The following is a 16,804-nucleotide window of genomic DNA, read 5'->3' as shown; positions in this document are numbered from 1 at the left end:
CGCATGACCGTCGCCGCAGACCTATCCGAAAGCGCCTACCGGCAAGCCGCAGCCTTCCTGGCCACGCTGGACGAAGACTGGGCACACCACATTTCCGCCACCGGCCCCTGCCGCCACACCGCCAAGCCAGCGCGCGAACCTTATGAAGCACTGATCCGCGCGATCGCCTATCAGCAACTGCACGCCAAAGCCGGTGACGCCATCCTCGGACGTTTTCTTGCGCTGTATCCGGCCGCCGCGTTTCCCGCACCGCAACAGGTGCTTGCCACCGACGAGGCAGCGCTGCGCGCCTGCGGTTTCTCTGCGACCAAACTGGCGACCATTCGCGGCATCGCCCAAGCCGCGCTCGACGGCATCGTGCCCACGCGCGAGCAGGCGCTCGCCATGCCGGATGAAGCCCTCATCGAGCGGCTGGTGACACTGCGCGGGGTTGGCCGGTGGACGGTCGAAATGCTGCTGATCTACACGCTGGAGCGCTCGGACATCTTGCCCGCAGACGACTTCGGCGTGCGCGATGGCTACCGACGTTTGAAGCAGCTCGATGCCACGCCCACACGCAAGCAGATGGAGACGATTAGTCTTGCGTGGAGCCCGTATCGAACCGTCGCGGCCTGGTACTTATGGCGCGTGCCCGTCAATGTTTCAGGCTCGTGAATCCGGCAAATCTTGCGCTAGATCACGCCACGACGACATATTGCTTGCGCGATATATGTCACGCCGGGATCATGCAAAAACCTTGAATTCCCTTGCGACGTTCACTTTACTGGAAAACGTTCGCGCCATTAGCGCCGCCCTCATTGGTCGAGTCATCGTGGAACAGCCCCAAAACGTCGACGCGCAACGTAAATCCGAAGAGCTGCGGAGCTTTCTGTTTCTGACGGCCGTCATGGTGCCGGTTCTTTCCGTCATTATCGTGGCCGGATATGGCTTTATCGTCTGGGCAACGCAATTGCTGAGCGGTCCGCCAACGCATTGAAATACGCCCGGGGGGTTCCGGGGGCGAGTCGGGTTGTATGTTCGCGCAGCACTGATTAGAAAAAGGCGTTCATCGCCAGAACACGGTCATGCGAAACACAAAAAAAATAGATATCCCCGTTCGGCCGGCGCCGCTCGATGACGACGAGTGGCACATCGCCGGCGTCTTGGTCCAGACGCGGCCAACCCATATTGCACGGGTGAGCGAATCCATCGAAAGCATCGCCGGCAGCGAAATCCATGCAGCCAGCGATAACGGCAAGCTCGTGGTCACGCTTGAGGCGCCCAGTTCGCGCGCCATCGCAGCTCACCTGACGTTCATTCAGCAAATCGACGGTGTGCTGAACACCGCCCTGATCTACCAGCACAACGAAATGGCCGACGCCATGAATGAGGAAATGGACGATGAAAGTCTCTCGCCGCGCGTTCATTAAGCAGACCGCTGCCGCCGCGACCGCTTCGGTGGCCGGCGTCACGCTTCCTGCTGGCGCCGCCGCCAACCTCGTCACCGACAAAGAACTGACGCAGCTCAAGTGGTCGAAGGCGCCTTGCCGATTCTGCGGCACGGGCTGCGGCGTTGAAGTGGCCGTCAAGGACAATCGCGTGGTGGCCACGCAGGGCGACCCGAAGGCCGAGGTCAATCGGGGCCTGAACTGCGTGAAGGGCTACTTCCTCTCGAAGATCATGTACGGCAAGGATCGGCTGACCCAGCCGCTGCTGCGCATGACGAACGGCAAGTACGACAAGAACGGCGAGTTCACGCCCGTCACCTGGGACCGCGCGTTTGACGAGATGGCGGTGCAGTTCAAGCGCGTCATCAAGGAAAAGGGCCCGACCGCCGTCGGCATGTTCGGCTCGGGTCAATGGACCGTTTTTGAGGGTTACGCCGCCGTCAAGCTAATGAAGGCGGGCTTCCGCTCGAACAACCTCGACCCCAACGCGCGCCACTGCATGGCCTCTGCCGTGGCCGGCTTCATGCGAACGTTCGGCATGGACGAGCCGATGGGCTGCTACGACGATTTCGAAGTCGCCGACGCGTTCGTGCTGTGGGGCTCGAACATGGCGGAGATGCACCCCATCCTCTGGTCGCGCGTGACGGACCGGCGCCTCTCCGCGCCCAAGACGAAGGTCGCGGTGCTGTCGACGTTTACGCACCGCTCATTCGATCTGGCCGACATCCCGATCGTCTTCACACCGCAGGCCGATCTCGCGATGCTCAACTACATCGCGAACTACATCATCACCAACAAGAAGGTCAACACGGACTTCGTCAACAAGCACACCGTCTTCAAGCAGGGCGTGACCGACATCGGCTACGGCCTGCGGCCCGACAACCCCTTGCAGAAGGCCGCCAAGAACGCCGACAAGGTGGGTGACTCCAAGCCGATCTCGTTCGACGAGTTTGCGAAGTTCGTCTCGACGTACGACCTGGACTACACCACCAAGCTGGCGAACCCGGACAAGAGCAAGGAGAAGGAGTTCAAACAGCAGCTCCAGAAGCTTGCCGAGCTGTACGCCGATCCGAAGATCAAGGTCGTGTCGTTCTGGACCATGGGTTTCAACCAGCACACCCGCGGCACCTGGGCGAACAACATGATCTACAACCTGCACCTGCTGACAGGGAAGATCGCCACACCGGGCAACAGCCCTTTCTCCCTGACGGGCCAGCCTTCGGCATGCGGCACCGCGCGCGAGGTGGGCACGTTCTCGCACCGCTTGCCGGCCGACATGGTGGTGACCAACCCGAAGCACCGTGAAGAAGCCGAGCACATCTGGAAGCTGCCGCCCGGCACGATCCCTGAAAAGCCCGGCTATCACGCGGTACTGCAAAACCGCATGCTGAAGGACGGCAAGCTCAACGCGTACTGGGTGCAGGTGAACAACAACATACAGGCCGGCGCCAACATCAACGAGGAAGGCTACCCGGGCTACCGCAATCCGGCGAATTTCATTGTTGTTTCGGACGTGTACCCGACCGTCACCGCACTGGCCGCCGACTTGATCCTCCCGAGCGCGATGTGGGTTGAGAAGGAAGGCGCCTACGGCAACGCCGAGCGCCGCACGCAGTTCTGGCATCAACTCGTGGATGCGCCGGGTGAGGCGCGATCCGACCTGTGGCAGCTGGTGGAGTTCTCCAAGCGTTTCAAGGTGGAAGAAGTCTGGCCCGAAGACCTTATCGCCAAAAAGCCGGAGCTGCGCGGCAAGACGCTCTACGACGTGCTGTACCGCAATGGCAATGTCGACAGGTTCCCGCTCAAGGACGTCGACCCGGAATACAACAATGCCGAAGCCAAGGCGTTCGGCTTCTACCTGCAGAAGGGCCTGTTCGAGGAGTACGCAAGCTTCGGGCGCGGCCACGGCCACGACCTGGCGCCGTTCGACGATTATCACCAGGCGCGCGGATTGCGCTGGCCGGTGGTCAACGGCAAGGAAACGCGCTGGCGCTACAAGGAAGGCAGCGATCCGTACGTCAAGGCCGGCACCGGCTACCAGTTCTACGGCAACCCGGATGGCAAGGCGGTGATCTTCGCCCTGCCCTATGAGGCACCGCCGGAAGTGCCAGACAAGGAATACCCGTTCTGGTTGTCGACCGGCCGCGTGCTGGAGCACTGGCACTCGGGCTCGATGACGCGCCGGGTGCCCGAACTGTATCGCGCCTTCCCGAATGCGGTCTGCTTCATGCACCCGGAAGATGCAAACGCGCTTGGGCTGCGGCGTGGTGTCGAGGTCGAAGTGATCTCGCGGCGCGGCAAGATGCGCACCCGCATTGAAACACGCGGCCGCAACCAGCCACCGAAGGGCCTGGTGTTCGTGCCGTGGTTCGATGCGAGCCAGCTCATCAATAAGGTCACACTGGATGCAACCTGCCCGATCTCGCTCCAGACGGATTTCAAGAAATGCGCCGTCAAGATCGTGAAGGTCTGACGAGCACGGGCAGACGACACACGCGCAACAGGAAAACGTCATGAAGCTCAGCCGACTCTTGGGACTGCCAGCCGCCATCTGTGCGCTGCTCCTGGCGACCCTTGCCCAATTGCCCGCGCAAGCTCAAGGCGTGGTCGACGCCATGCGCGGCCCCACGCCGATTGCCGCCGAAACGACACCGCCGATCCTGTATCCGACCGAGAACAAGGACGTGCGCCGCGAGCGCAACTACACCGGGCAGCCGCCGACGATTCCGCACAAGATCGACGGCACCTACATGTATCAGATCAATAAGGACCACAACGGTTGTCTGTCCTGCCACGCGCGTACGAAGGCCGAAGAGATGCGCGCGATCGCGATCAGCCCCACGCACTACGTTGACCGCGATGGCCATCAACTGGCCGACGTTTCGCCGCGCCGCTTCTTCTGCACGCAATGTCACGTGCCGCAGGCCGACGCCAAGCCGCTTGTCACCAATACGTTTGTCGATGTCGATCAACTGCTCAAACGCAAGCCTGATGGCAAGAGCGTTGGCAAGAACTGAGGCGGTGCAGTCATGTTCGACCTGATCAAGCGCTACTGGCGCACCATCAACCGGCCCAGCGCGTATTTCAGCCTGGGCTTTCTGACGTTGGGCGGCTTTGTTGCCGGCGTGGTGTTCTGGGGCGCGTTCAACACCGCGATGGAAGTGACCAATACCGAAGCGTTCTGCACGGGTTGCCACGAAATGCACGACAACGTGTATCAGGAGCTGCAGAGCACCATCCACTACACCAACCGCAGCGGTGTGCGCGCCATCTGCTCGAACTGCCACGTTCCGCACGCCTGGACGAACAAGATTGCACGAAAGATGCAGGCCTCCAAGGAAGTGTGGGGCAAGATTTTCGGCACCATCGACACGCGCGAGAAATTCGAGGCCCACCGGCTTGAACTGGCACAGCATGAATGGGATCGGCTGAAGGCCAACGATTCATTGGAATGCCGCAACTGCCACAACTACGAATCGATGGACTTCACTCGGCAGAGCCCACGCGCGTCGGCCATGCACGCCCAGTATCTGGGCAGCAAAGAGAAAACCTGTATCGACTGCCACAAGGGTATTGCGCACCATCTGCCCGACATGTCGAAGATGAAGACCGAGTAAAGCACGTGAACGTGCTGCCGGTGCCAGACCCCGTTTGACTCAGCCCCTATTGCCGTGCTTGTTGCCAGCCAATTGACGTTTTCGCGCGCCGGCCGCCGGATCTTCCGCGAGCTGGACCTCTCGGTGTCGGCGGGCGAGCTGGTGCAGGTAACGGGCGCGAACGGCAGCGGCAAGACCACCCTGCTACGGGTGCTCTGTGGCCTGCTGGCACCGGCAAGCGGCTCGCTCACTTGGCATGGTGCGCCAGTGCGCAGCGGCGACGCTGCCTTCCTCAATACGCTTTGCTATGTTGGCCACACCAACGGTATCGACCCAGATCTGACTGTGACGGAGAGCCTACGTCTGGCCATGCAGTTGGCCGGGTTGCGCGTTTCGGCAACCGAGCCGTTTGGCATCGGGCTCGCACTGGAAGCGCTCGAACTCGGCAAGCTTGCCGCCACGCCCGTGCGCAAGCTCTCGCAAGGCCAACGCCGGCGGGTGGCACTGGCGCGCTTGCTGCTCGCGCGGCGCGAACTGTGGCTGCTCGATGAACCGATCGCCTCGCTCGACGACCACGCCGTCGACCTCTTCACCGCGCAGCTGGATGCGCATTTGCAGGCAGGTGGCATGGCCATCATGGCCACGCATCAGTTGCTTTCGCGTCCGCAAGGGCCAAATCGCGTGCTTCGACTGGGGGGCACCGCATGAAGCCGATGCTGATGGCCATCCTCCGGCACGATCTGGCGCTGTCATGGCGGCGGCGCGGCAACCTCGTCGGCGGCGTGGTGTTCTACGTCATTGCGGCGAGCCTCTTCCCGCTGGCCATCGGTCCCGACCCGCAGCAGTTGCGCATGCTCGCGCCGGGCATCCTGTGGGTCGCTGCGCTGCTGGCGTCGATGCTCTCGCTCTCCCGGTTGTTTGCGCAGGAACACGCCGATGGCAGCCTGGATCAACTGCTGTTGTCGCCGCACCCGCTTGCGCTGATCGTACTGACGAAGATCGCAGCGCACTGGCTCGCGAGTGGCCTGCCATTGCTCCTGCTGACGCCCATCCTGGCCCAGCAGTACAGCCTACCGCTGCATGCAACGCTACTGCTGACCGCCACGCTGCTGATCGGTACGCCGGCCATTGCGCTGATCGGTGCTGTAGGCGCGGCGCTCACTCTGGGCGTGCGCAACGGGGCAGCGCTGTTGTGCATCCTCGTGCTGCCGCTCTGTGTGCCCGTTCTTGTGTTTGGCGCAGGCGCCGGATCCGCTGCAGACGCGGGGCTGGATGTCATGCCGCATCTGTCGTTGCTGGGCGCTTGCCTGGCGCTGTCATTGTTTGTCTGCCCGCTGGCCACGGCTGCCGGGCTGCGCATTGCCGCGGAATGACCCGATGACGAATCGATCCGGACTCCACACCACGCCCATCGCCGTGCGCCAACCTGCGTCGCGACGCTGGAACTGGCTCGCGTATGCGTCGCCCGTGCGGTTTGATCCGCTCGCGCGCAAGCTGGTGCCGTGGTTTGGCGCAGCAGCCCTCGTGTTCCTCATCGCCGGCCTCTACGTCGGCTTCGTGGTGGCGCCCACCGATGCGCAGCAGGGCGAGGTCTACCGGATCATCTTCCTGCACGTGCCGGCCGCGTGGATGTCGATGTTCATCTACCTGGTGATGGCGGGCTATTGCGCGCTGGCGCTGGTGCTGCGCACGCGGCTTTCGTTGATGATGGCCTCGGCGCTGGCGCCCACCGGCGCACTATTCACCGCCATTGCGCTGTGGACAGGCGCGCTGTGGGGCAAGCCAACGTGGGGCACATGGTGGGTGTGGGATGCGCGGCTGACGTCGGAGTTGCTGCTGCTGTTTCTGTACCTGGGCTTCATCGCGCTGGAGAGCGCCATTGAAGACCCCCGCCGTGCCGAGCGCGCCTGCGCCTTGCTAGCCGTGGTGGGCGTGGTCAACATCCCCGTGATCTATTTCTCGGTGCAGTGGTGGAACACGCTGCATCAAGGCGCATCCGTCAGCCTGACGGCGGCTCCGTCGATGGCGATGACGATGCTGCTCGGCATGCTGCTGATGACGCTCGCGTGCTGGATGTACAGCATCTGCGTGGCGCTGATTCGCGTGCGCTGCATCGTGCGCGAGCGCGCCGACGATGACCACAACCTGAGCACGCCGGCATGAGCCAGTTCTCCGTCAACCACGTTGACTATATTGCGGGCGCGTTTGCCGTGGCCGCCATCTTTATCGCAGCCGAGGTGCTGCTGCTGGCCCGCCGCTGGCGCACCGCCAATCGCACTGACCTTCATCTTGACGGCGGCGACCAATGACACGCAGACAACGCCGCCTCGGCATCCTGCTCGCCGCGCTGGTGTGCGCGGGTGCGGCTACCGCGCTTACGCTGAATGCATTCCGCTCCAATCTGGTGTTCTTCTTCAGCCCCAGTCAGATCGCCGCCAAGGAAGCTCCCGTGGCGCAAGTCTTCCGTCTCGGCGGGCTCGTTGAACGCGGGTCCATCGAGCGCGAACGAGACGGCATGACGATCCGCTTTATCGTCACCGACACTGCGCGCGGCGTGCCAGTCGTCTACCACGGCTTGCTGCCGGACCTGTTCCGCGAAGGCAAGGGCGTGGTGGCGCGCGGCCGGCTGGGTGAGGACGGCGTCTTCGTCGCCAACGAGGTGCTCGCCAAGCACGACGAAAACTACATGCCGCCCGAAGCCGCCGACGCCGTACGCCGCGCTGCGCAAGTCAACGAACAGATGGCCAAGGAATCTGCCCGGAGCGCGTCACGATGATCGCCGAGCTGGGCCACTTCGCGTTGATCCTCGCGCTGCTGACTGCGGCCATGCAATCCGTGCTGCCGCTGGTTGGTGCGGCGCGCGACGACGAGCGCTGGATGGCCGTGGCGCGTCCCGCTGCACGCATGCAGTGCGCATTGGTGCTGCTGGCTTATGGCGGACTGACGTGGGCGTTCGTCAGCAACGATTTCAGCGTGCTCTATGTCGCCGCCAACTCGAACAGCGCGCTGCCGCTGCCCTATCGGGTGGCGGGCGTATGGGGCGGGCACGAGGGATCGATGTTGCTGTGGACGACGATGCTGGCGCTGTGGTCGCTGGCCGTGTCGTTGTTCAGCCGGCAACTGCCGTTGCCTGTGGTGGCGCGCGTGCTGGGCGTGATGGGCGCCATCAGCACGGGGCTGCTGCTTTTCCTGCTGTTCGCATCCAACCCATTCCTGCGCCAGTTACCGCCTGCCATGGAAGGGCGCGACCTCAACCCGCTGCTGCAAGACCCGGGCATGGTGTCGCATCCGCCCATGCTCTACATGGGTTACGTGGGCTTTGCGGTGGCGTTTTCGTTCGCGATGGCCGCGCTCCTGTCGGGCCGGCTCGACGCCACCTGGGCGCGCTGGTCTCGGCCGTGGACCACCGCCGCCTGGGCATGCCTGACGACCGGCATCATGCTCGGCAGCGCTTGGGCGTACTACGAACTTGGCTGGGGCGGTTGGTGGTTCTGGGACCCGGTCGAAAACGCTTCGTTCATGCCGTGGCTGGCAGGCACGGCGCTAATCCACTCATTGGCGGTAACGGAAAAGCGTGGCGTGTTCCGCGCTTGGACGGCGCTGCTGGCCATCTTCACGTTCTCGCTCAGCCTGCTCGGCACGTTCCTCGTGCGCTCGGGCGTGCTGACGTCGGTGCATGCTTTTGCGGTAGACCCGAAGCGCGGTCTCTTCATCCTCGCTTTGCTGGGCATCGTGACGGGGGGAGCCCTGAGTCTGTTTGCGTGGCGCGCAAAGCGGTTGTCCAGCAACGCGTCGGAAGGCGCCACGTTTTCGCTGTTCTCGCGTGAATCATTCCTGCTGGCCAACAACGTACTGCTTGCGGTGGCGGCGTCCACGGTGTTGCTCGGCACGTTGTATCCGCTGGTGCTGGATGTGTTGCGGCTGGGCAAGATCTCGGTCGGTCCGGCATATTTCGAGCAAGTCTTTGTGCCGCTGATGTCTCCTGCGGTGCTGTTGATGGGTGCGGCGCCGCTGGCGCGCTGGCGTCACGGTGCGCTGCCGTCGATGGCGGTGCGGCTGCGCTGGGCGGCGGTGGCGAGTGGTGTCGTCGGGCTGGGGCTGGCGGTGTTTTATGGAACCTCCGCGCTGGCGGGCCTCGGGCTGACGCTCGCCGCATGGTGTCTTGCGAGTGCGCTGGCCAGTCTGGCCGATAAACTTCGCCAGCCCGGCAATCGACTGATGACGCTGCGGCAGTTGCCGCCGAGCTACTTCGGCATGCTGGCGGCGCACGCGGGGGTCGGTGTGTTCATCGCAGGCGTCACGCTGGTGCTCAGCCAGGAGACGCTACGCGAGCTGCCAGTGCGCGTGGGCGGCACGGTTGAGGTGGGCGGCTACATGTTCCACCTCACCAACGTTGCGCCGGCGCAGGGCCCGAATTACGACGTCTTGCGCGGCCACGTTGAAATCAGCCGCAACGGCAAACCCGTGGCCACACTGCTGCCTGAACGGCGCCTGTACCACAGCCAGGAAACTCCCACGACCGAAGTCGCCATCGACAGCGGCGTCACACGCGACCTCTATGTCGCGCTCGGTGAATCACTCGGACAAGACAACTGGGCCATGCGGATCTACATCAAGCCCTTCGTCGGCTGGATCTGGGGCGGCTGTGTGCTGATGGTGCTGGGCGGGCTGCTGGCCGTGTGCGACCGCCGCTACCGGCTGCGCCGCCGCTCCACGTCATCGCGCGCCGCGCCCGACACTGCACAGGGCGGCCCGTCATTAGCGATGCCAGCGACCGAGGAGCTACGGTGAAGCTGCGCTACGTGCTGCCGCTGGCAGCGTTCCTTGTTCTGGTGATTGCTCTGGCAGCAGGTCTCTCGCGTGACCCGCGTGAACTGCCCTCCCCGCTGGTCGGCAAGCCCGCACCGGCGTTCAGGCTGACAGCGCTGGAATCGACTGCCGGCCCGATCACGCCGCAAGACCTGCGCGGCAAGGTCTGGATGCTCAACGTCTGGGCATCGTGGTGCACCGCTTGCCGCGCAGAGCACGCCGTGCTGAACGTGTTCGCGAAGCACTCAGCCGTGCCGATCTACGGCCTGAACTACAAGGACGACGCCGACGCGGCACGCGCGTGGCTCAAACAAATGGGCGACCCGTATGTCACGTCGCTCATCGACGCAGACGGCAAGGTCGGCATCGACTACGGCGTCTACGGCGTGCCCGAGACCTTCGTCATCGATCGCGCTGGCGTGGTCCGCTATCGGCAGGTGGGCCCCGTGACGGCCGAGTCCATGGAACGCAGGATCGTGCCACTTCTGCAGAAACTGGAGCGGGAAGGTGGTCATGCATAAACGACTGGCTGCGCTCCTTCTTGCGGGCGTCGCGGCGTTCACGTTGCAAATGCCCGCCCGTGCGACGGCGTCGGACGTCGATCTCGACACCCGCGTCCATGCGCTGTCGGAGCAGCTGCGCTGCCTCGTCTGCCAGAACCAGACCCTCGCCGATTCCAACGCCGACCTGGCCGTCGACCTGCGCCGCCAGATTCGCGAACAACTGCGTGCCGGCGCCACCGAGGCCGACGTGAAGGACTATCTCGTGCAGCGCTATGGCGATTTCGTCCTGTACCGTCCGCCCGTCAAACCGCTGACGTATCTCCTGTGGTTCGGCCCGGTGCTGTTACTGATGGCGGTGGTGTTCGGCATCGTGTCATCCCGCAAACACCAGAAGGCAACCGCTGCCGAGATGGACCCCGACGCGCAGGCGCGCCTCGCCGCCCTGCTTGCGGCGTCGCCACCGGAAGACCCCCGTCCATGACCGTGATGACCTTTTTCTGGCTGCTCGCGGCCGTCCTCACGGCTGTCACCATGGTGGTTCTACTGACGCCATTGCTGCGACGCGCGCGCAACGATGTGGGCGATACGCACATCCAAATCCCCACCGTGCGCAGCCAGATGGTGCGCTGGTACCAAGACCAACTGCGCGAACTGGATACCGACCTGCGCACCGGCGCTATGGATGCCGCAGGCCACGCGCACGCACGCGCAGAGCTTGGCCGGCGGCTGCTGGACGACACAGCCGGCACCGCCAGCACCCCGCAGGCGCGGCCCGACCGCCGCCCCGTTCTGTTCGCCGCAGTGCTGCTGGCCGCGTTGCCCACCTTCGCCGTGCTGCTGTACCAGCACCTGGGAAAGCCCTCTGCTCTGTGGATGCCCGGCGACATGATGACCGCCGCCCGCAGCGACCACACCGGTGGAGACGCGCAGATCGAATCGATGGTCAACAGCCTGGCCCAACGGCTGCGCGACACGCCTGACGACGCTCCCGGCTGGGCGCTGCTTGCCAGGTCCTACAGCACGATGGAGCGCCCCGCCGACGCCGTCGCCGCCTATGCGAAGGCGGTGGCCCTTGCCCCCGAGGTCGCCAGCCTGCGTGCCGATTACGCCGACGCACTCGCAACCGCCCAGGGCGGCACCCTGGCTGGTGCACCCATCGAGCAGGTGCGCCTAGCCCTGAAGGCCGACCCGGACGAGCCCAAAGCGCTGGCCCTGGCCGCTTCCGCCGCCGTCGAACGTGGTGACGTGAGCGATGCAATCGCCCACTGGGAGCGCCTCTACCAGTTGCTGCCGCCCGAATCTGCCGGCGCGAGGCAGATCGCCACCAACCTGGCTGCCGCGCGCGCCGACCAGCAAAAAGCACCCCGCGTCAAGTGACGCGTGCGCTGCTTCGAATTTGACCGCAAGACCCGGAGTGTCCCGCCAGGGGGCCACACCTACAGTACAGTCATCCCAGTCCATTGGATGACGTCATGCAATCCTCCGCCCGCCCCGTACCGGACACCACCCTCGTCGAACACGACCCGCGCTGGGCTCGCGTGCTGGCGCGCGATGCCTCTGCCGACGGGCAATTTGTCTATGCGGTAAAGACCACCGGCGTGTATTGCCAGCCGAGCAGCCCGTCGCGCCTGCCGCGTCCCGAAAATGTCGAGTTCTTCGACACGCCTGCCGACGCAGAAGCCGCGGGTTACCGCCCGAGCCGCCGCGCCGGCCCGGATCAGACCACCGTCCGAGCACAGCAAGCGGCGCTTGTCGCGCAAGCGTGCCGCCGCATCGAAGCAGCCGACACGCCGCCCACGCTCGATGCGCTGGCGCAAAACGCCGGCCTGAGCCCGTATCACTTCCATCGTCTGTTCAAAAGCGTCACCGGCCTCACGCCCAAGGCCTATGCCGATGCCCATCGCGCCCGCAAGCTGCGCGCGCAACTGGAACGCGGCAGCAGCGTCACCGAAGCCATCTACGACGCCGGATTCAATGCCAGCAGCCGCTTCTACGAGGCGTCGGACAACGTGCTCGGCATGACGGCCAGCCGCTACCGCGCAGGCGGCGCACAGACGACGATCCGCTTTGCCGTGGGCGAATGCTCGCTCGGCTCGATCTTGGTCGCGCAGAGCGATCGCGGCATCTGCGCGATCCTGATGGGCGACGACCCTGACGCGCTCGTGCGCGATCTGCAGGACACCTTCCCCAAGGCCGAACTCATCGGCGGCGACGTGGGCTTCGAAGATCTGGTGGCAAAAGTGGTGGGTTTTGTCGAAGCACCGTCCATCGGCCTGGACCTACCGCTGGACGTGCGCGGCACCGCGTTCCAGGAGCGCGTGTGGCAGGCGCTGCGCGAAGTGCCGCCCGGCAGCACCATCAGCTACACGGAGATTGCCACGCGCATCGGTGCACCTCAGGCGGTCCGCGCCGTCGCGCAGGCCTGCGCGGCCAACCACATTGCGGTGGCCATCCCATGTCATCGCGTGATCCGCCGAGACGGCAACGCCTCGGGGTATCGCTGGGGCGTGGAGCGCAAGCTGGCGCTGCTGGAGCGCGAGGCGCAATCCGCTGCATGAAACCCCGTGAGAACGTGGACGCTCACCGGCGCCGGCGGCCAGCCTTATGAGGGCGCCGTGCCCGGCACGCTGGGCGGGCATCGGCGTGCTCGCATCTATGGCCGCTTGGATTGCGCCGCCGCACGCCGGGCCATCGCGCGCGGCGGTTATGTGCGCCACCGCGTGTTCTTCCTGAACGAAGCCGATGCGCGCGACGCCGGCTATCGGCCCTGCGCCGTGTGCATGCCACAGGCGTATGCAGCATGGAAAGGATCGGCCGGTTGCGGGTAAAGTCGTGGGCTGAACATCGCCGACACGCTCCGCACATCATGACCAGATTCCTGCTGCTTGCCGCGCTCACCTCCCTCGCGCTGGTGGGCTGCGGCCGCTCCGACGACGCGCCCAAGCCTGCCGCTTCCGCCCCCGGTTCCGCACCTGCGGCCCCTGCCCCTGGCGCGTCCAACGGGGCCAATTCGGCCAATGCGCCGGCCGCCAGCGCGCCCGCCGTCGGCGAAGCCGAACAGGCCAAGGCCGTCGATCTGGCCCGCGCCGCCATCGAAAATTACAAGCTGACCACCCTGCCGCAGGAGTGCCTGTCGTTTCTGGTGGCCCGAGCCGATGACACCCACAACAGCGTCGAAGTGCTGGAAAACCACACGCCGGCGTGCGGCGGCGACCCCAACACCGCCCCGCGCGTCGTCACGCTGCTCATCGACAAGAACACCGGCGCGCTGCAAAAGGACGACCCCGCCAGCGGCGAATACGTCCCGCTCAAATAGGCGCCTGCAAGACGACGCGCATAAAAAAACCGCCGGTTGCATCGGCGGTTTTTTGTGGGTGCGAACCTCGCGTCAGACCACGATCGTCTGCGCTTCGCCGGCTTGGCGTGCGCGGATCTCGCCGATCTGGTAGACCGTCTCGCCGGCGTCCTTCAGGTGCGCGATGGCGGCCGGTGCGTCGGCTGGCGACACGATCACGACCATGCCGATACCGCAGTTGAACACACGGTGCATTTCGTCATCGGCCACGTTGCCGGCCTTCTGCAGCCACTGGAACAGCGGCGGCAGCGTCCACGCGTCCTTGTGCAGCACGGCGGTCAGGTTGTCCTGCAGCACGCGCGGCACGTTTTCGGTCAAACCGCCGCCGGTAATGTGCGCCATGCCCTTGACGGTCAGCTTGTCGATCAGCGACAGCAGCGGCTTCACGTAGATGCGCGTCGGCGCCATGATGGCGTCCTGCAGGCGCTGGCCGTGGAAATCGGCATTCAGGTCCGGGCGCGACACCTCGATGATCTTGCGCACCAGCGAGTAACCGTTCGAATGCGCACCCGACGAGGCCAGGCCCAGCACCACGTCGCCCTCGGCAATGGTGGTGCCGTCGATGATCTTGCGCTTTTCGACCGCGCCGACGGCAAAGCCGGCCAGATCGTATTCGCCATCCGGGTACATGCTCGGCATTTCAGCGGTTTCGCCGCCGATCAGCGCGCAGCCGGCCAACTCGCAACCCTGGGCGATGCCCTTGACCACGGTGGCAGCGGTGTCGACGTCGAGCTTGCCGCAGGCGAAGTAATCCAGGAAGAACAGCGGCTCGGCGCCCTGCACCAGGATGTCGTTCACGCTCATGGCGACCAGATCCTGGCCAACCGTGTCGTGGCGATTCAACGCAAAGGCCAGCTTGAGCTTGGTGCCCACGCCGTCGGTGCCGGACACCAGCACCGGTTCCTGATACTTATTGGACAGCTCGAACAGCGCGCCGAAGCCGCCGATGCCGCCCAGCACGCCTTCGCGCATAGTGCGCTTGGCAAACGGCTTGATGCGATCGACAAGGGCGTCACCCGCCTCGATGTCGACGCCCGCGTCGCGGTAAGACAGGCCGGTCGATGCGGATGGGGTTTCGGAAGCGCTCATACAGTCGTCTGAATTGAAAAAACCGGGAAAGAAAGCGAGACGGCGGCGGGAAGTCACAAAAATCGGACCCGCCGGTCCAGTAAAATCGCGATTTTACCGGATGCGGCCGTCCCGATGGCCGCTTTTCCGACTCCTCCACCCCCGCCATCGGAACCGTCGCCCCATGAACGCCCCCGTGCTGTCGCAGGAAACCAAGCGCACGCTCGCCTGGATCGCCGTGGCGCTTGTCTTCCTGGCCCTGCTCAAGGCGCTGGCGCCGACGCTCACGCCCTTCGTCTTCGCGTTCATCCTGTCGTACATCCTGCACCCGGGCGTGGAATGGCTGCAGCGCCATCGCGTACCGCGCGTGCTGGGCGTGTTTCTGATGATCCTGGTGCTGACGGTGGTGGGCGTGGCGCTGATGCTGCTGATCCTGGCGGTCCTGCAGCGGGAGATTCCGGCCATCCGCGAGCAACTGCCCGGAATGCTTGCCAAGCTCAACGCGTTTCTATCGCCCAAGCTGGACGAGTTGGGCCTGCATGTCAGCTTTGACTTTCCGGGCCTGCGCGCGCTGCTCACGGAACAGCTCGCCGCCAGCCCGGACGACGTGGTGGCCCGGGTACTGACTTATCTGCGCGTGTCGGGCTCGGCGGCCGTCCAGGTGCTGGGCCTCTTCTTCCTCGTGCCGATCGTGATGTTCTACCTGCTGATGGACTGGAACATGCTCATGCGCCGCGTCGAAACGGCCGTGCCGCGTCGCTGGCTGCCAAAAGCGCGCGAATTGGCCGCTGAAACCGATGGCCTGCTTTCCCAATACCTGCGCGGGCAGATCATCGTGATGCTGGTGCTGGCGGTGTACTACTCGGCGGGGCTTGCCCTGGCCGGCTTTGACGTGGCGCTGCCGGTGGGCATCTTCACGGGGCTTGCCGTGTTCATTCCGTATATCGGCTTTGGCGTGGGGCTTACGCTGGCCATCCTTGCCGCACTGTTGCAGTTCGGCAACCTCTACGGCTTGCTGGCAGTGGCCGTGGTGTACGGCATCGGCCAATTTCTGGAAGGCTTCTACCTGACGCCCCGCCTGGTGGGCGAACGCATCGGCCTGCATCCGCTGGCGGTCATCCTCGCCTTGCTGGCTTTTGGCCAATTGTTCGGTTTTTTCGGTATCCTCCTCGCCCTACCGATGAGCGCTGTGCTGCTGGTCGGTTTGCGGCAGATCCGGAAGCTTTACCTCGGCAGCCGGCTCTACCAGGACTGAAAGCCACCCATGGCAACTGAAGGCAACTGAAAAGTACGGCGACTCCACTCCACGTTTCATGGCCACACCCGAACAGCTCCCGCTCGAACTCGGTGCGACACCCGCCCCGACCTTCGACAACTTCGTCGCCACCGGCAACGAAGAGGCGGTGCTGCGCCTGCGCGCCCTGATTCCGCAGGTGGTGGACGGCACCGCCACAGACCGCCTGGTCTACCTTTGGGGCGAGGAAGGCAGCGGCCGCAGCCACCTGCTGCAAGCCATCTGCGCCCAGACCGAGGCTGGCGGCTACGAAGTCCGCACGCTGGAACCCGACGCCCCGCCCGAAGCCTTCGAATTCGACCCCACCATTACCGTCTGGACCATTGATGACGCCGAGCGCCTGGACGAATGGGCGCAGATCGCCGTGTTCAACCTCGTCAATGAAGTGCGCGCGCACCCGCATGCCGCCATCGCCATCTCCGGGGCTGCCGCGCCAATGGCGATGCCGCTGCGTGAAGACCTGCGCACCCGCTTGGGTTGGGGCTTGGTTTACTGGCTGCGCCCCCTGTCCGACGCCGACAAGGTGGAAGCGCTGCGTCAGGCCGCTCGCGAACGCGGCATGCAGCTTTCGGCCGATGTGCCGCAGTGGCTCGTGACGCACTCCTACCGCGACATGCCGAGCCTGATGGCCCTGCTGGACGCCCTCGACACCTATTCGCTCGCCCGCAAGCGCGCCGTCACCCTGCCGCTCGTGCGCGACATGCTCGCGTTGATGAAGTGATCGGGGCCCTGGTGCGGCCGGTTATGTAACG

At 64.8% G+C, this 16,804-nt stretch carries 21 protein-coding genes; 20 read left to right on the top strand and 1 reads right to left on the bottom strand.

From position 1 onward, the window contains the following. Positions 1-3: 3 nt before the first annotated feature. The 18 genes from AAHM38_RS05900 (at position 4) to AAHM38_RS05815 (ending at position 13,651) form a co-directional block, all read left to right on the top strand. On the top strand, positions 4-654 hold the full coding sequence (locus tag AAHM38_RS05900) for a DNA-3-methyladenine glycosylase family protein (protein ID WP_012762775.1): 651 nt from the start codon (positions 4-6) through the stop codon (positions 652-654). Positions 655-811: 157 nt separating this feature from the next. Next, positions 812-976 (top strand): periplasmic nitrate reductase, NapE protein, encoded by a 165-nt coding sequence (gene napE, locus AAHM38_RS05895; protein ID WP_009277398.1) that lies wholly within the window; start codon positions 812-814, stop codon positions 974-976. A gap of 88 nt (positions 977-1,064) precedes the next feature. Further along, entirely contained in the window at positions 1,065-1,409 is a 345-nt protein-coding gene (locus tag AAHM38_RS05890) for a chaperone NapD (RefSeq protein ID WP_012762776.1), read from the top strand. Continuing rightward, on the top strand, positions 1,381-3,900 hold the full coding sequence (napA, locus tag AAHM38_RS05885) for a periplasmic nitrate reductase subunit alpha (protein ID WP_116575650.1): 2,520 nt from the start codon (positions 1,381-1,383) through the stop codon (positions 3,898-3,900). Before AAHM38_RS05890 ends, napA begins: the two co-directional genes overlap by 29 nt. 40 nt (positions 3,901-3,940) lie before the next feature. Next, on the top strand, positions 3,941-4,444 hold the full coding sequence (locus AAHM38_RS05880; RefSeq protein ID WP_009241405.1) for a nitrate reductase cytochrome c-type subunit: 504 nt from the start codon (positions 3,941-3,943) through the stop codon (positions 4,442-4,444). Positions 4,445-4,456: 12 nt separating this feature from the next. Next, positions 4,457-5,044: a cytochrome c3 family protein gene (locus tag AAHM38_RS05875; protein WP_116575649.1), complete on the top strand. Its 588-nt coding sequence runs from the start codon at positions 4,457-4,459 to the stop codon at positions 5,042-5,044. Between the two features lie 54 nt (positions 5,045-5,098). Beyond that, positions 5,099-5,731 (top strand): cytochrome c biogenesis heme-transporting ATPase CcmA, encoded by a 633-nt coding sequence (ccmA, locus tag AAHM38_RS05870; protein WP_116575648.1) that lies wholly within the window; start codon positions 5,099-5,101, stop codon positions 5,729-5,731. Continuing rightward, positions 5,728-6,396 (top strand): heme exporter protein CcmB, encoded by a 669-nt coding sequence (gene ccmB / locus AAHM38_RS05865; protein ID WP_116575647.1) that lies wholly within the window; start codon positions 5,728-5,730, stop codon positions 6,394-6,396. Before ccmA ends, ccmB begins: the two co-directional genes overlap by 4 nt. Before the next feature lie 4 nt (positions 6,397-6,400). After that, positions 6,401-7,186, top strand: a complete 786-nt coding sequence (gene ccmC, locus AAHM38_RS05860; RefSeq protein ID WP_116575646.1) for a heme ABC transporter permease CcmC — start codon at positions 6,401-6,403, stop codon at positions 7,184-7,186. After that, positions 7,183-7,332: a hypothetical protein gene (locus tag AAHM38_RS05855; RefSeq protein WP_165835783.1), complete on the top strand. Its 150-nt coding sequence runs from the start codon at positions 7,183-7,185 to the stop codon at positions 7,330-7,332. Before ccmC ends, AAHM38_RS05855 begins: the two co-directional genes overlap by 4 nt. Further along, on the top strand, positions 7,329-7,799 hold the full coding sequence (ccmE, locus tag AAHM38_RS05850; protein ID WP_116575645.1) for a cytochrome c maturation protein CcmE: 471 nt from the start codon (positions 7,329-7,331) through the stop codon (positions 7,797-7,799). Before AAHM38_RS05855 ends, ccmE begins: the two co-directional genes overlap by 4 nt. Then, the gene (locus AAHM38_RS05845; RefSeq protein ID WP_116575644.1) at positions 7,796-9,814 is read left to right on the top strand and encodes a heme lyase CcmF/NrfE family subunit; all 2,019 of its coding nucleotides are present in this window, start codon (positions 7,796-7,798) and stop codon (positions 9,812-9,814) included. Before ccmE ends, AAHM38_RS05845 begins: the two co-directional genes overlap by 4 nt. Next, a complete protein-coding gene (locus AAHM38_RS05840) occupies positions 9,811-10,353 on the top strand; it encodes a DsbE family thiol:disulfide interchange protein (protein WP_116575643.1) in 543 nt (180 codons plus the stop codon). The genes AAHM38_RS05845 and AAHM38_RS05840 overlap by 4 nt, the downstream gene beginning before the upstream one ends. After that, complete coding sequence (locus AAHM38_RS05835; protein WP_116575642.1) at positions 10,346-10,816, top strand: cytochrome c-type biogenesis protein; 471 nt, start codon at positions 10,346-10,348, stop codon at positions 10,814-10,816. Before AAHM38_RS05840 ends, AAHM38_RS05835 begins: the two co-directional genes overlap by 8 nt. After that, positions 10,813-11,712: a c-type cytochrome biogenesis protein CcmI gene (gene ccmI, locus AAHM38_RS05830; RefSeq protein WP_116575641.1), complete on the top strand. Its 900-nt coding sequence runs from the start codon at positions 10,813-10,815 to the stop codon at positions 11,710-11,712. Before AAHM38_RS05835 ends, ccmI begins: the two co-directional genes overlap by 4 nt. A gap of 95 nt (positions 11,713-11,807) precedes the next feature. Further along, complete coding sequence (ada, locus tag AAHM38_RS05825) at positions 11,808-12,893, top strand: bifunctional DNA-binding transcriptional regulator/O6-methylguanine-DNA methyltransferase Ada (protein ID WP_116575673.1); 1,086 nt, start codon at positions 11,808-11,810, stop codon at positions 12,891-12,893. Between the two features lie 6 nt (positions 12,894-12,899). Then, the gene (locus tag AAHM38_RS05820) at positions 12,900-13,163 is read left to right on the top strand and encodes an Ada metal-binding domain-containing protein (RefSeq protein WP_041668292.1); all 264 of its coding nucleotides are present in this window, start codon (positions 12,900-12,902) and stop codon (positions 13,161-13,163) included. Positions 13,164-13,201: 38 nt separating this feature from the next. Continuing rightward, complete coding sequence (locus AAHM38_RS05815) at positions 13,202-13,651, top strand: hypothetical protein (protein WP_116575640.1); 450 nt, start codon at positions 13,202-13,204, stop codon at positions 13,649-13,651. A gap of 72 nt (positions 13,652-13,723) precedes the next feature. Here the strand turns inward: AAHM38_RS05815 and purM are convergent, their stop codons facing one another. Then, positions 13,724-14,779 carry a phosphoribosylformylglycinamidine cyclo-ligase gene (gene purM / locus AAHM38_RS05810; protein ID WP_012762790.1) on the bottom strand — a complete coding sequence of 352 codons (1,056 nt, stop codon included), beginning with the start codon at positions 14,777-14,779 and terminating at the stop codon, positions 13,724-13,726. 163 nt (positions 14,780-14,942) lie between these two features. On the opposite strand from purM, the gene AAHM38_RS05805 reads away from it, so the two are divergent. Continuing rightward, complete coding sequence (locus tag AAHM38_RS05805) at positions 14,943-16,013, top strand: AI-2E family transporter (protein WP_009241419.1); 1,071 nt, start codon at positions 14,943-14,945, stop codon at positions 16,011-16,013. A gap of 58 nt (positions 16,014-16,071) precedes the next feature. Continuing rightward, positions 16,072-16,773: a DnaA regulatory inactivator Hda gene (gene hda / locus AAHM38_RS05800; protein ID WP_004631704.1), complete on the top strand. Its 702-nt coding sequence runs from the start codon at positions 16,072-16,074 to the stop codon at positions 16,771-16,773. Positions 16,774-16,804 lie beyond the last annotated feature (31 nt).

The sequence above is a fragment of the Ralstonia sp. OTU4908 genome (genome assembly GCF_038440115.1).
Classification (GTDB): Bacteria; Pseudomonadota; Gammaproteobacteria; order Burkholderiales; family Burkholderiaceae; genus Ralstonia; species Ralstonia pickettii.
The sequence above is the reverse complement of the archived record's forward strand: the minus strand, read 5'-3'. Positions and strand labels throughout refer to the sequence as shown.

Coding starts and splice junctions, on each gene's coding strand:
- AAHM38_RS05900 (WP_012762775.1), top strand. CDS start 4: ATGACCGTCGCCGCAGACCTATCCGAAAGCGCCTACCGGCAAGCCGCA.
- AAHM38_RS05890 (WP_012762776.1), top strand. CDS start 1,065: ATGCGAAACACAAAAAAAATAGATATCCCCGTTCGGCCGGCGCCGCTC.
- napA (WP_116575650.1), top strand. CDS start 1,381: ATGAAAGTCTCTCGCCGCGCGTTCATTAAGCAGACCGCTGCCGCCGCG.
- AAHM38_RS05880 (WP_009241405.1), top strand. CDS start 3,941: ATGAAGCTCAGCCGACTCTTGGGACTGCCAGCCGCCATCTGTGCGCTG.
- AAHM38_RS05875 (WP_116575649.1), top strand. CDS start 4,457: ATGTTCGACCTGATCAAGCGCTACTGGCGCACCATCAACCGGCCCAGC.
- ccmB (WP_116575647.1), top strand. CDS start 5,728: ATGAAGCCGATGCTGATGGCCATCCTCCGGCACGATCTGGCGCTGTCA.
- ccmC (WP_116575646.1), top strand. CDS start 6,401: ATGACGAATCGATCCGGACTCCACACCACGCCCATCGCCGTGCGCCAA.
- AAHM38_RS05855 (WP_165835783.1), top strand. CDS start 7,183: ATGAGCCAGTTCTCCGTCAACCACGTTGACTATATTGCGGGCGCGTTT.
- ccmE (WP_116575645.1), top strand. CDS start 7,329: ATGACACGCAGACAACGCCGCCTCGGCATCCTGCTCGCCGCGCTGGTG.
- AAHM38_RS05845 (WP_116575644.1), top strand. CDS start 7,796: ATGATCGCCGAGCTGGGCCACTTCGCGTTGATCCTCGCGCTGCTGACT.
- AAHM38_RS05835 (WP_116575642.1), top strand. CDS start 10,346: ATGCATAAACGACTGGCTGCGCTCCTTCTTGCGGGCGTCGCGGCGTTC.
- ccmI (WP_116575641.1), top strand. CDS start 10,813: ATGACCGTGATGACCTTTTTCTGGCTGCTCGCGGCCGTCCTCACGGCT.
- ada (WP_116575673.1), top strand. CDS start 11,808: ATGCAATCCTCCGCCCGCCCCGTACCGGACACCACCCTCGTCGAACAC.
- AAHM38_RS05815 (WP_116575640.1), top strand. CDS start 13,202: ATGACCAGATTCCTGCTGCTTGCCGCGCTCACCTCCCTCGCGCTGGTG.
- purM (WP_012762790.1), bottom strand. CDS start 14,779: ATGAGCGCTTCCGAAACCCCATCCGCATCGACCGGCCTGTCTTACCGC.
- AAHM38_RS05805 (WP_009241419.1), top strand. CDS start 14,943: ATGAACGCCCCCGTGCTGTCGCAGGAAACCAAGCGCACGCTCGCCTGG.
- hda (WP_004631704.1), top strand. CDS start 16,072: ATGGCCACACCCGAACAGCTCCCGCTCGAACTCGGTGCGACACCCGCC.